At 67.6% G+C, this 12155-nt stretch carries 10 protein-coding genes; 6 read left to right on the top strand and 4 right to left on the bottom strand.

Annotation, left to right across the window (positions count from 1 at the left end; genetic code table 11):
* The first annotated feature begins 51 nt into the window (after nucleotides 1–51).
* Both ACNKW1_RS06965 and ydfG read left to right on the top strand, forming a co-directional pair.
* On the top strand, nucleotides 52–1368 hold the full coding sequence (locus ACNKW1_RS06965; protein ID WP_418363877.1) for a tryptophan--tRNA ligase: 1317 nt from the start codon (nucleotides 52–54) through the stop codon (nucleotides 1366–1368).
* Nucleotides 1369–1535: 167 nt separating this feature from the next.
* Nucleotides 1536–2282, top strand: a complete 747-nt coding sequence (gene ydfG / locus ACNKW1_RS06960) for a bifunctional NADP-dependent 3-hydroxy acid dehydrogenase/3-hydroxypropionate dehydrogenase YdfG (RefSeq protein WP_418363876.1) — start codon at nucleotides 1536–1538, stop codon at nucleotides 2280–2282.
* 42 nt (nucleotides 2283–2324) lie between these two features.
* On the opposite strand, the gene ACNKW1_RS06955 is transcribed toward ydfG, so the two are convergent.
* Both ACNKW1_RS06955 and ACNKW1_RS06950 read right to left on the bottom strand, forming a co-directional pair.
* A complete protein-coding gene (locus tag ACNKW1_RS06955) occupies nucleotides 2325–4115 on the bottom strand; it encodes an SLC13 family permease (protein WP_418363875.1) in 1791 nt (596 codons plus the stop codon).
* Between the two features lie 129 nt (nucleotides 4116–4244).
* Nucleotides 4245–5174 (bottom strand): LysR family transcriptional regulator, encoded by a 930-nt coding sequence (locus ACNKW1_RS06950; RefSeq protein WP_418363874.1) that lies wholly within the window; start codon nucleotides 5172–5174, stop codon nucleotides 4245–4247.
* 147 nt (nucleotides 5175–5321) lie between these two features.
* On the opposite strand from ACNKW1_RS06950, the gene ACNKW1_RS06945 reads away from it, so the two are divergent.
* Nucleotides 5322–6263 (top strand): sodium-dependent bicarbonate transport family permease, encoded by a 942-nt coding sequence (locus tag ACNKW1_RS06945; protein WP_418363873.1) that lies wholly within the window; start codon nucleotides 5322–5324, stop codon nucleotides 6261–6263.
* Here the strand turns inward: ACNKW1_RS06945 and ACNKW1_RS06940 are convergent.
* Nucleotides 6202–7809, bottom strand: a complete 1608-nt coding sequence (locus ACNKW1_RS06940) for an MFS transporter (RefSeq protein WP_418363872.1) — start codon at nucleotides 7807–7809, stop codon at nucleotides 6202–6204. The two genes, ACNKW1_RS06945 and ACNKW1_RS06940, sit on opposite strands and share 62 nt — an antisense overlap.
* Nucleotides 7810–8187: 378 nt before the next feature.
* Between ACNKW1_RS06940 and ACNKW1_RS06935 the strand changes: the two genes are divergently transcribed.
* The 3 genes from ACNKW1_RS06935 to ACNKW1_RS06925 all read left to right on the top strand — a co-directional run bounded on the left by ACNKW1_RS06935 (nucleotide 8188) and on the right by ACNKW1_RS06925 (nucleotide 11212).
* A complete protein-coding gene (locus tag ACNKW1_RS06935) occupies nucleotides 8188–8664 on the top strand; it encodes a PACE efflux transporter (protein ID WP_418363871.1) in 477 nt (158 codons plus the stop codon).
* A gap of 3 nt (nucleotides 8665–8667) precedes the next feature.
* Nucleotides 8668–9708 carry a UDP-N-acetylmuramate dehydrogenase gene (murB, locus tag ACNKW1_RS06930; protein ID WP_418363870.1) on the top strand — a complete coding sequence of 347 codons (1041 nt, stop codon included), beginning with the start codon at nucleotides 8668–8670 and terminating at the stop codon, nucleotides 9706–9708.
* Nucleotides 9709–9844: 136 nt separating this feature from the next.
* Complete coding sequence (locus tag ACNKW1_RS06925; RefSeq protein ID WP_418363869.1) at nucleotides 9845–11212, top strand: FAD-binding oxidoreductase; 1368 nt, start codon at nucleotides 9845–9847, stop codon at nucleotides 11210–11212.
* Between the two features lie 12 nt (nucleotides 11213–11224).
* On the opposite strand, the gene ACNKW1_RS06920 is transcribed toward ACNKW1_RS06925, so the two are convergent.
* The gene (locus tag ACNKW1_RS06920; RefSeq protein ID WP_418363868.1) at nucleotides 11225–11935 is read right to left on the bottom strand and encodes a flagellar brake protein; all 711 of its coding nucleotides are present in this window, start codon (nucleotides 11933–11935) and stop codon (nucleotides 11225–11227) included.
* Between the last annotated feature and the right edge of the window lie 220 nt (nucleotides 11936–12155).

Raw genomic sequence — 12155 nt, 5'->3', positions numbered from 1 at the left:
GCCGAAGTCGTTAAACTCGCGGTCCTTGTCCAGTTTGAGCCGGAGCGATCCATGACTGTCCAGCGCGTCCTCACCGGGATCACCACCTCGGGCACACCCCACCTTGGCAACTACGCCGGTGCCATCCGTCCGGCGGTCGCTGCCAGCCGCCAGCCGGGGGTGGAGAGCTTCTACTTCCTGGCCGACTACCACGCGCTGATCAAGACCACCGACCCGCTGCGCGTGCAGCGCTCGACGCTGGAGATCGCCGCCACCTGGATCGCCGCCGGGCTGGACACCGATCGCGTGTGGTTCTATCGCCAGTCCGACATCCCCGAGATCCCCGAGCTCACCTGGCTGCTCACCTGCGTTTGCGGCAAGGGCCTGCTCAACCGCGCCCATGCCTACAAGGCGGCGGTGGACCGCAACACCGCCGAGGGCGTCGACCCGGACGCCGGCGTAAACATGGGCCTGTACATGTACCCCGTGCTGATGGCGGCCGACATCCTGATGTTCAAGGCGCACTCGGTGCCGGTCGGACGCGACCAGATCCAGCACATCGAGATGGCACGCGACATGGCGGGCAGCTTCAATCACCTGTACGGCGAGCATTTCGTGCTGCCCGAGGCCGCCATTGACGCCTCGGTCGCCACCCTGCCCGGGCTGGACGGCCGCAAGATGAGCAAGAGCTACGACAACACCATCCCGCTGTTCGCGCCCACCGCCGATCTGAAGAAGCTGATCTTCTCGATCGTCACCGACTCCCGGGCGCCCGGCGAGCCCAAGGACGCCGACGGCTCGGCGCTGTTCCAGCTCTACCAGGCCTTTTCCACCGCAGAGGAGACGCGCACGATGCGCACTGCCTTCGAGCAAGGGATTGCCTGGGGTGAAGCCAAGCAGGCGCTGTTCGACAGGATCGAGGCCACGGTCGCGCCGATGCGCACGCGCTACGAGGCCCTGATTGCCGAGCCCGAGCGCATCGAGAAGCTGTTGCACGAAGGGGCCGCCAAGGCTCGCGCGATCGCCACGCCCTTCCTTGGCGAGTTGCGCCATGCCGTCGGCCTGCGTCGGCTCTCCACAGTCGCCGGCGCGGCGAAGGCGGAAAAGGCTAAGGCTGCACTGCCGCAGTTCAAGCAGTACCGTGAGGCGGACGGGCGTTTCCACTTCAAGCTCGTCGACGCCGATGGCCGCCTGCTGCTGCAGGGCGAGGGCTTCGCCTCGCCGCGCGAGGCGGGTGCGGTGGTGGCCGCGCTCAAGGCGGGCGACGCCTTCGAGATGAAGGAGGCGGCGCTGTGGCTGGCAGGTGCGCAGGTCGCGGCGCTTGCGGACGGCGTGGACGAGGCGGCGCTGCGCGCGGCGCTGGCGGCGTTCGCCGACGGAGGCGCGTAGCGGGTCGTGCAGTTCCGCGTACGGGAAACCCGTTTGCCGGGCGTCCGACTCACCGGGCGCCCAGCTTTGGCATCGGCGCCCGGCTTCGTTACCATCGGCGGTTCGTGTGCCGCTCCGCGCAAGGGGCGTGGCACAGTCTTCATCGCATTCGTCGAGGAGTCCCACTCATGATCGTCTTCGTCACCGGCGCCTCTGCCGGCTTCGGCGCCGCCATCGCGCGCAGCTTCGTCCAGGGAGGGCACCGCGTGGTCGCCACCGCCCGCCGCAAGGATCGACTGGATGCGCTCGCCGCCGAGCTCGGCGACGCGCTGCTGGCGGTGGAGCTCGATGTGCGTGACGCTGATGCGGTCGCTGCCGTGCCGGCGGCGTTGCCGGCGGGTTTCGCCGAGGTGGATGTGCTGGTCAACAACGCCGGGCTCGCGCTCGGCCTCGAGCCGGCGCACCAGGCCTCGCTGGACGACTGGCACACCATGATCGATACCAACTGCACGGGGTTGGTGCAGGTGACGCGGGCCTTCCTGCCCGGCATGGTGGCGCGCAATCGTGGTCACATCTTCAACCTCGGCTCCATCGCCGGGCGCTGGCCCTACCCGGGTGGCAACGTGTACGGCGCGACCAAGGCCTTCGTGCGCCAGTTCAGCCTCAACCTGCGCGCGGACCTGATCGGTACCGCGCTGCGCGTGACCGACGTGGAGCCGGGCTTGTGCGGCGGCACCGAGTTCTCCAACGTGCGCTTTCACGGCGACGACGACAAGGCGGCGAAAGTCTATGCCGACGTGCAGCCGCTGACCGCCGAGGACATCGCCGACTCGGTGTACTGGATCGCCACCCGGCCGGCGCACGTCAATATCAACACCATCGAGCTGATGCCGGTGGCGCAGGCCTTCGGTGCGCTGCCGGTGCACCGCGGCTGAGAGTCGGGGCAGGGGCGGGGTGTCGAAAGGGGCGCCCCGTGCTCAGGGGTGGAAGGGCCAGAACAGCGGGATCAGTGCGCTGCACAGTAGCCAGGTGAGAAGGTTCATCGGCAGGCCCAGGCGCGCGAAATCGGTGAAACGGTAGTTGCCTGCGCTGTACACCAGGGTGTTGGTCTGGTAGCCGATCGGGGTTGCGAAGCTGCAACTGGCGGCGAACATCACACCGACGACGAAGGGGCGCGGGTCCACGCCCATCTGCTGCGCCAGCCCGATCGCCACCGGGGTGAAGAGCACCGCGATCGCGTTGTTGCTCAGCGCTTCGGTCGCGATCGAGGTGATCAGGATCATCAGTGAGAGCATCATCCACGGCGACAGCCCGTCGCCGAACTGTGCGAGTTGCCCGGCAAGCATCTGGTCCAGTCCCGAGTTGCGCATCGCGATGCTGATCGCGAGCATGCCGAAGATCAGCACCAGGATCGGCCACTCGATCGATTTGTAGGCTTCATCGCTGGTGACGCAACCGGTGGCGATCACCACCGCGGCACCGATCAGCGCGAGGCCCTCGATCGGCATCACGTTCAGCGCGGCGAGCAGCATCACGCCGGCGAGGGTGGCCAGCGCGATCGGCGCCTTGTGGCGGCGGCTCGCCATCTGGCGGCCCTCGGTGATCGCGAACAGGTCGCCGTTGTCGCAGAAGCGCTTGATCTGCGCAGGCGTGCCTTCCACCAGCAGCACGTCGCCGCTCAGGAGCTGGAAATCGTCGCCGATCTGCGCGAACGAGGCGTCGCGGCGGTGCACGGCGACAAGATGGATGCCGTAGCGCGCAAGCAGATCCAGGTCGCGGATCGGGCGCTGAATGTAGCGCGAGGTCTGGCCGACGATGGCCTCGACCATCACCACGCCATGGCGGCGCAGCGTCTCGATGTCGTGCCCCGCGTCGGCCTGTAGCCCGACGGCGTCGGTGCAGCGCAGCGCGATCATTGCGTCGCTACGGCTGTGTACCACAACGCGGTCGCCGACCGCGATCCGGGTCTCAGGCGCCGGATCCTTCAGCTCCATGTCGTTGCGCACCAGGTTCAGTACCTTGATGGTTCCATTGGACAGGCGCGCTTCGCGCAACGTCTTGCCGGCCAGGTGTGAGCCCTCGGGTACGAAGAGCTCGGTCATGAACCAGCGCTCTGCGCTGCCGAACTGCTGGCTCAGGGTTTCGCGCACCGGGAGCACGCGCGGGGCCAACACCAGCATGAAGACGCTGCCCACGAGTGCGATCAGGATCGCGGGCAGGCTGATCTCGAACATCGAGAACGGCGCCAGCCCCTGCTCGCGCGCTACGCCGTCGACCAGGATGTTGGTCGAGGTGCCGACCATGGTGATCAGCCCGCCAAGGATGGTGGCGTAGGAGAGCGGGATCAGCAGGCGCGAGGGCGCGAGGCCCTGGCGGGCCGCTACAGCGATCACCGCAGGGATCATCACCATCACCACCGGTGTGTTGTTGATGAAGGGCGACACCGCCACGCAGGCCACGATCAGGGCCAGCAGCAGCCGGCGCTCTCCACCGCCCGCTGCCGCCGCCAGCCACTCGCCGAGCTGGTCGACGCAGCCGGTTCGCGACAGCGCCGCGCTGAGGATGAACAGGCAGGCGATCGTGATCGGCGCACTGTTGGAGAACACGCCGAGCACTTCTTTCGTCCCCAGCACGCCCGCGGCGAGCAGCACCGCGACCGCAGTCATCACTGCCACGTCGGGCTTCACCCATTCGCGCACGAAGGCTGCGAACAGGGCGACGAGGACGAGGCCGACAAGAAGCGGGGCGTGGATCTCCGGGATCAGCATGAGACGGGGAGAGGTTTGCAGAAGACGCAGCTTATCCCGGCCTTTATGCTTCACAAAGACTAAATTGCGCAGAGGTTATTCAAAAAGGTAATTTGAAGGCAGTTGCGCGCTCGACGTGAAACCCAGGGCCTAGCGCCGTGCAGCGGCCAGCCGCGCCTGTGCGGTGCGGTCCAGCTCGGCGGCGCGCTCGCGCAGGAAGCCCAGGAAGGCTCCGGCGAGCGGGGTGAGCTGCTTGCCCGCCGGGTACACCACCTGCCACTGTGTCTGCAGGGGGGTCTCGTTCACGCGCAGGACGGCGATGCCTTCGTCTGCAGCATGGGCAAGGGCGTGGGCGGATAGCAGGGAGAGCCCGAGCCCGCCGGCCACCGCCTGTTTCACCGCCTCGTTGCTGCCGAGTTCCAGACGGGGGCGTAGCACGAGGCCGTGCGCTGCGAAAAACTGCTCTGCGGCCTGGCGCGTGCCCGAGCCGTGCTCACGCAGCACGAATTCTTCTGCTGCGAGCGCCTCGATTGGAAGCCGCTCGCGGCTCGCCAGCGGATGATCGGCGGCCGCGACGACGACGAGGGGATTGGACAGGAAGGGCGTGGCGACCACCGGTGGCGCCTGGGGCGGGCGGCTCATGATGTACAGGTCGTCGAGGTTGTCGGTCAGGCGGCGGATCACCGCGTCGCGGTTGAGAACCACGAGCGAGACCTCGACGGCCGGTCGTTCGCGGCGGAAGTCCCCGAGCAGGCGCGGGATGAAGGTCTCCGCGGTGCTCACCACCGCCAGGCGCAGGCGCCCGACCACGTCACCGCGCAAGCCGGCGAGGCGTTCGTCGAGGGTCTCGAGCTCCTGCTCCAGGCGTTCCGCGGTTTCCACCACGAGCTTGCCTGCGGCCGTCAGGTGCAGGCGCCGGCCTATGCGCTCGAACAGCGGCAGCCTGACCTGGTCGGCGAGTTGGCGCAGCTGCGCGGACAGGGTGGGCTGGGCAAGGTGCAACCGCTGCGCCGCGCGGGAGACGGTGCCTTCGCGCGACACGGTGAGCAGCAGGCGCAGCTGATGGAAGGTGAGACGCATCGATGGAGAGGTAAAAGCGTAGATATAGAGAAAAGTCTATTTACATTGCAACAATAAATCATTTTTCTGCATGTGTGCGCTGCGGCAGAATCTACGCGTCCGGTCGTAAAGGCCCCGTCGCAAGAACCTCCCCGCAAGGAATCTCACATGGTCGATGCAGTTCCCTTCTTCTTTGCCCTCGGTGCCGTCGCCTCCCTGGCCCGCTCCGGGCTGCGCCTGCCTGCAGCGGTCTTCGAAACCCTGTCGATCTATCTGCTGCTGGCGATCGGTCTGAAGGGGGGCGTGGAGATTGCGCGCTCGGAGAGCGCGACCCTGTGGCTGGATGCCCTGCTCGCGATCGGGCTGGGCGCGGTAATTCCGCTGTTCGTGTTCCCGCTCTTTCGCATGCGCTTCTCGCGTGCGGATGCGGCGTCGCTGTCTGCGCACTACGGCTCTGTGAGTATCGTGACCTTTGCGGTTGGCGCAGCAGTGCTGGCCGGACGCGGGGTCGAGGTCGAGGGGCATCTCGCCCTGCTCGCCGCGCTGATGGAAGCGCCAGCCCTGATCGTCGCCACCCTGATCGCCCGCTGGGGCGTGAAATCCGCGGATGGCAGTTCCACCGCGGGCGCGCTCGTGCATGAGGTGTTCGCAAACAAGAGCGTGGTGCTGCTTGGCGGCGGCATCCTGATCGGCTGGATCGCCGGGCCACAGGGGCTGGAGCCGCTGTCGCCGCTGTTCGTCGATCTGTTCAAGGGCGCGCTGTGCCTGTTCCTGCTCGAGATGGGCCTGATCGCGGCCGACCGATTGCCCGACCTGCGTCGCGCTGGTTTCTTCCTGGTGGCCTGCGGGCTTGCACTGCCGCCGGTGCTCGCGCTCGGAGGCTGGGCCGTGGCGCAGGCAATGGGCCTGGGGGTGGGCGGAACGGTGCTGATGATGACGCTCGCCGGCAGCGCTTCCTACATCGCGGCGCCGACCGCGATGCGCATCGCCGTGCCCGAGGCCAATCCCGCACTCGGGGTGGCCGCGGCGCTTGCGGTCACCTTCCCCTTCAATCTGCTGCTCGGGATTCCGCTATACCTGTGGTGGGCGCAGAAGATGGCGGGGGTTTGAGCAATGCGCCCGGGTCGCGCTCGCCGGATGGCGGCGCGGCCTGCGCCGCTGAGCCTTCGGCGTCTGCGCCCTCGTGCGCCAGATCGACGCCAGCCGGGAGCGTCGGCGGTGTCCCGGTTCGATCCTCGGAGTCCTCTGCGCTGAATGCGGCCGCGGCCTGGGCTGCGCCGGGCGCTGGAGCGGCTTCCGGGGCCAGAATCGTCTGTGGCTCCTCGGTATCGCCGTCGGCCGTGAGCGCTTCGTCCGGGGAGGCGTCCTGCGCGGTGCGCGGGCCCTGATCCTCGACCTTGTCTTCAACTGCTTCGGGGTCCTGAGCGCTCCCGGCGTTCTCGTCCGGTGTGACCATCTCGAGCACCTCCGGCGAGGTGCGCATCATCGGCGTGAACTGCGCGGGTTCGTCGACGATCTCGTCGGTGGTGCGACGCGAAAGGATGATCGCGAAGATCGCCAGCGGCACGAACGCCAGGCCCAGGTGCAGCGGTAGCGCGATGGCGCCGAAATGGCCCATCAGTGCGCCCGCGATGGCCGGGCCGGCCGCCGCGCCCACGCCGTGCAGGAACAGCACGCCGGTATTGCCGGCCAGGATCTCGTCCTGGTGCAGGTGGTCGACGAGGTGGGCCACCACGATGGGATAGACCGCGAATGCAGCGCCGCCGAACAGGAAGAGTCCGGCCAGGGTCACGTATTCGATGTGGCCGAGGAGTGCGACCAGGGTGCCGGACACCACGGCGCCGGCTGCTGCGACGCCGAGCACCAGGCGGCGGTCGCCGGAGTCCGAGAAGCGGCCCATCGGCCACTGCAGCACGGCGCCGCCGATGATTGCGGTGGTCATTAGTAGGCCGATGCCGGCCGCGTCCAGGCCGATGCGCTCGCCGAACACCGGCGTCAGGCTCCAGAACGCGCCCATCGACAGGCCGGACGAGAGTGCGCCGACGAAGGCGGCAGGGGCCGCACGCCAGATCATGCGCAGATTCAGGCGCGGGCGGCTGCCGATCTGTGGCTGTGGAAAGCGCGTCATCGTGACCGGCAGCAGCGACAGGCAGACGAACACCGCGGCGATCGCGAACAGGGTGAAGTTCTGCGGTGAATCCAGGCGCAGCATCTGCTGCGCAGCCGCCAGCGCAGCGAGGTTCACCACCATGTAGATGGCGAACACCTGGCCACGGCGCTCGGGCGCGGTCTGATCGTTGAGCCAGCTCTCGATGACGGCGTAGAAGCCCACCAGGCCCACGCCGGTGAATACCCGCAGGCCCATCCAGAACCAGGCATCCACGACCACCGCATGGAGCAGGATGCAACTCGCGACCGTGGCGCCGAAGAATGCGAAGGCGCGGATGTGGCCCATGCGCCGGATCAGCCGCGGCGCGACGAAGGTGCCGAGGAAGAAGCCGAGGAAGTAGGTCGAGCCGATGAGGCCGAGGGTGTTGTCCGAGAAGCCTTCCAGGCTGCCGCGCAGGGAGACCACGGTGTTGAGCAGCCCGGAGCCGAGCAGCAGGAGGGCGATGCCGGTGAGCAGGGCGCCGATGGGGACCAGGGTGCGGAGCATGGGCATTGCGGACACGACTGTCCGCCCCGTGTGGGGGCGGTCGCTGCGCCCGTGGAAGGATCGTCGGTGTCTGAATTCTAACAGGCGCGCCCAAACATGCCCCTGCGCGGGCCGTTTCAGCGTGGCCGGCGGGGGTGGGCGCAAGTCCGGTGCGCGGGATTGTGCGGGTGTTGCGGCGCCGCATACCTTGCCAAGTGGCGGGGGTCTTGCAAGAATTGTGCGCGGCGCCAATCACGCGCCGTCTGCTTTACCCGGACCGACGCGGGGACGACCCCGCCCGCCATGCGCATGCACGCGGCGAACGTCGGCCTTTTTTTGCGGGACGACCCGCTGGATGAGGGTGTGCGCGAGAGATGCGTCCGCCCGAAGGGTTTCCCCTTGTCTGCCAAACCCAAGCTTCGCTCCTTCCCGGATCGCCTGCGCCAGATCGCAATGTTCGAGCTCGGCGGCCTGGTGCTGATCACGCCGCCCTTCGCCTGGGCAAGCGGGGTCCCGCTGACCGACTCCATCGGCTTGCTGGCACTGCTGGCCCTGGTCGCCGCGATCTGGAACGGCTGCTACAACACCAGCTTCGACTGGGTGGAAGGTCGACTTACGGGTCGCACCGCCGACCGTCGTCCGTTGCGGCTGCGCGTACTGCATGCGGTCGGTTTCGAGTCGGGTCTGCTGGTGATGACCCTGCCGGTCATCGTCGCGTGGACAGGCATGGGCTGGGTCGATGCGCTCATCGCGGACATCGCGCTGGCGATCACCTACACCTTCTACGCTTTCGTATTCAACCTCGGCTATGACCGCTTCTTCCCGATCCAGCCGGTCCGGGACAGGCTGCCGGACCCGGTGTCGGCGGAGCGCTGAGAAATGGCTCCATCGAACGGTCTGGATACGCTCGGCGCCGTTGCCGGAGCAGACCTCAGCAGGCTGAACACCTTCGGCCTGCGCGCGCGCGCCACGTGCCTGGTCAAGGTGCGCAGTGTCGCCGACGTGCGCGCGGCCATCGCCACGCCGCAGTGGCGTACGGGGCGCCGACTGGTGCTGGGGGGGGGCAGCAATCTGGTGTTCACCGGCGATTTCGACGGCACGGTGCTCAAGGTCGAGATCCCTGGTCGACGCCTGCTGCGCGTCGATGACGAGGGTTGGACGATCGAGGCCGGGGGCGGCGAGTGCTGGCACGACTTCGTGCGCTGGACGCTGGACCAGGGCTGGCCGGGCCTGGAAAACCTGTCGCTGATCCCGGGTACGGTCGGCGCCGCGCCGATCCAGAACATCGGCGCCTACGGCCTGGAGTTGGCCGATCGCTTCGAGTCGCTCGATGCGGTCGATCTCGATACGGGTGCCCTGCGGATGTTCGACCTGGCGGCCTGCGGGTTCGGCTATCGGGACAGCGTGTTCAAGCGCAATCCGGGTAGGTGGCTGGTGAGTACGGTGCGCTTTCGCCTGCCGCGGCCATGGCAGCCGCTCACCCGCTACGCAGACCTCGCGCTCGAGCTTGCGGCGCGCGGTTGCAGCGCACCTGAGGCCCGGGCCGTCTCGGACGCGGTGATCGCGGTCCGGCGCCGCAAGCTGCCGGACCCCGCCGACATCGGCAATGCCGGCAGCTTTTTCAAGAACCCGGTGGTCGACGCAGAACGATGCGCCCGGCTGCTGGCCGCCCACCCGGGCATGCCACACTACCCCCAGGCCGCCGGGCAGGAGAAGCTCGCTGCTGGCTGGCTGATCGAGCAGGCTGGCTGGAAGGGGCGAAGCCTAGGGCCGGTAGGCAGCTATTCCCACCAAGCTCTGGTGCTGGTGAACCACGGTGGCGCCACGGGGGGCGATGTGCAGCGTCTGGCGCAGGCCATCATGGCCGATGTGGAAGCACGCTTCGGCGTGTGCCTCGAGCCCGAACCCGTCTTCGTCTGAAAGGGCGTGTTGTCGCCAGTCCCGGCTCCCGCCCGCTACTTTCCCGCTCGTATAGATGATGCCCAAAAACGAATCCGCCGCTCGACTCTCCGCCCTCGGTGCCTCCCCTTCTCTCTCTCCCCCAGCCTCTGCGCCCGTGCTCGCAGCGTTGCGTGCTGAGTTCGGCACCGAAGTGCTCTCCGGTGCCGAGGTCGACCCCCGACACCGCACGGACTGGAGCGCCTTGCCGGGTGGCGAGCCGCTGGCCGTGCTGCGCCCGCGCAGCACGGACGAGCTTGCACGCATGCTTGCGCTGTGTAACGCGCATGGTCAGGCCGTGGTGGCGCAGGGTGGGCTCTCGGGGCTGGTGGGGGGGGCGGTGCCGTGCGGGGGCGAGGTCGTGATCTCGCTCGAGCGCATGAACCGGATTGAAGCGATCGACGTGGATTCCGGCACGGTGACCGTGCAGGCGGGCGCGGTACTGCAGACGGTGCAGGATGCGTGCCGTGACGCAGGTGCGCTGCTCGCCATCGACCTCGGTGCGCGCGGTTCGTGCCAGATCGGTGGCAACGTGGCGACCAACGCCGGCGGCAATCGCGTGATCCGCTACGGCAATACGCGTGACTCGGTGCTGGGGCTGGAGGTCGTGCTGGCGGATGGCACCGTGCTCGACATGATGAACCGCATGGTCAAGAACAACGCCGGTATCGACCTGAAGCACCTCTTCATCGGCAGCGAGGGGCTGCTCGGTGTCGTCACGCGTGCGGTGCTGAAGCTGCAGCCCTTGCCGCGCGCCACCTGCACCGCGCTGGTGGCGGTGCCCGACTTCGATGCGGCGCTACGCTTTCTGCGCCATGCGCAGCAGAGTCTGTCCGGGCAGGTGAGCGCGTTCGAGATCATGTGGCGCGACTACTTCGAGGCCGCGCTTGCTGCGACGGGTAGCCGGCGACCGCTCGGGGACGACCACCCGGTCCTGGTGCTGATCGACATGCAGGGTGGCCAGCCGCAGACGGACACGCGACGTTTCGAGGCAATGCTGGAAGAGGCGCTGGCGGAGGGGTTCCTGCTCGATGCGGCGCTGGCGCAGTCGGTGGCCGATGCCGAGGCGCTGTGGGCGATCCGCGATGGAATCGCCGAGATCGTGCGCGACTACGCGCCGACGCTGAACTTCGACGTCTCGGTGCCGGTGGCGGAGATCGGCGCCTGCGCACAGGCCGTGCGCGAGAACCTGCAGGCCGGCTGGCCGGCGCTGCCCGCGCTGTTCTTCGGTCATGTGGGCGATGGCAACCTGCATGTGCTGGTGGGCCGTGTGCCTGCGGACGCAGCGACACGGCATGCGATCGAGGAAGCGGTCTATGGCGTAGTGCGCCGCCGCCGCGGATCGGTGTCTGCCGAGCATGGCATCGGCGTGCTCAAGCGCGACTGGCTGCACTATTCGCGCAACGAGGCCGAACTGGTTCTGATGCGCAGCCTCAAGGCGACGCTGGACCCGAAGGGTATCCTCAACCCGGGCAAGATGCTGTGAGCGCGATCGGGGCTAGATGACCTGGCGGGGGTGCTCGATCACTATCTGATAGACGAGGCTCTTGATCTGCATGCGGTCGGTGGGTGACAGATCACGGAAATCGACGCCATATTGGTACTCGACGTCGTCCTCGCCCTCCGCCGCGCCTTCCTGAACGTTGCGGATGTCCGCCGCCACGTCGATGACCGACTCCACATCATGGAGCTTCGTCTCGAAGCGCAGCCGCACCAGCCCGCCCTCCTCGCCGAGCGGGACGAGGCTGTGGATCAGGGCGCCGGTGGCGCTGAGGTTGAGCAGGGTTCCCTGAGCCATTTCGCCGCCGTCTCCCTTCCCGACCTGGGCGGGAATGCTGGTGCGCACCCGCATCGCCTTGCGGATCAGCGTGCCCTGGGCCTTGGTCGGAAAGCTCAGGTGCAGGTAATCGAAAGGCAGCTTGCACGCGCGCAGTACCGAGGCTCGGAAGGCGAAGGCGCTTTGGCGCGAGAAGGCGCGCACGATGACCAGGTCGTTCTCGATCAGTGCGATCCGGTTCCGCCCCGCGGCCGGTGCCGTCACCATCAGGCTGACGCCTTCCAGGTAGCCCAGTACGCGCACGAAGGCGCGCTGCATCCCGGTCGAGGCGGAGCACTCGATCTGCAGCCGGTCGCCAACCGCCAGGCGCATGTCTTCAAAGCTGAAACTGCTGCTCGCTTCTTGTCCTTTTTCGATTGTTTGCTCGGTCATCGTAGTCGCGCTGCAGAAAGGAGTGCGGGAAAGGTCAGAGGTTTGCCGCGCCTCGCATTGAATCGGTCGAGGCCCGAATGCGCAAGTGCATATTGCGCATTTCGGATACTGCGGGCGGATAGCGGCTGGAAAAGCCGGACACCTGGAGCGTCCGGGCGATCTGAATGTGCATTGCGGTGATGTATGATCCGCGCTCTTCTTTCGTGCCCGCTCTCCGCCT

This window comes from Thauera sp. WH-2 (genome assembly GCF_048321015.1).
In the GTDB taxonomy this organism is placed as follows: domain Bacteria; phylum Pseudomonadota; class Gammaproteobacteria; order Burkholderiales; family Rhodocyclaceae; genus Thauera.
This window is presented reverse-complemented; position numbering and strand designations above follow the sequence as displayed.

Bases quoted from the DNA above. Each gene is read 5' to 3' on its own strand.
- ACNKW1_RS06965 (WP_418363877.1), top strand. From the start codon at position 52: ATGACTGTCCAGCGCGTCCTCACCGGGATCACCACCTCGGGCACACCC.
- ydfG (WP_418363876.1), top strand. From the start codon at position 1,536: ATGATCGTCTTCGTCACCGGCGCCTCTGCCGGCTTCGGCGCCGCCATC.
- ACNKW1_RS06955 (WP_418363875.1), bottom strand. From the start codon at position 4,115: ATGCTGATCCCGGAGATCCACGCCCCGCTTCTTGTCGGCCTCGTCCTC.
- ACNKW1_RS06950 (WP_418363874.1), bottom strand. From the start codon at position 5,174: ATGCGTCTCACCTTCCATCAGCTGCGCCTGCTGCTCACCGTGTCGCGC.
- ACNKW1_RS06945 (WP_418363873.1), top strand. From the start codon at position 5,322: ATGGTCGATGCAGTTCCCTTCTTCTTTGCCCTCGGTGCCGTCGCCTCC.
- ACNKW1_RS06940 (WP_418363872.1), bottom strand. From the start codon at position 7,809: ATGCTCCGCACCCTGGTCCCCATCGGCGCCCTGCTCACCGGCATCGCC.
- murB (WP_418363870.1), top strand. From the start codon at position 8,668: ATGGCTCCATCGAACGGTCTGGATACGCTCGGCGCCGTTGCCGGAGCA.
- ACNKW1_RS06920 (WP_418363868.1), bottom strand. From the start codon at position 11,935: ATGACCGAGCAAACAATCGAAAAAGGACAAGAAGCGAGCAGCAGTTTC.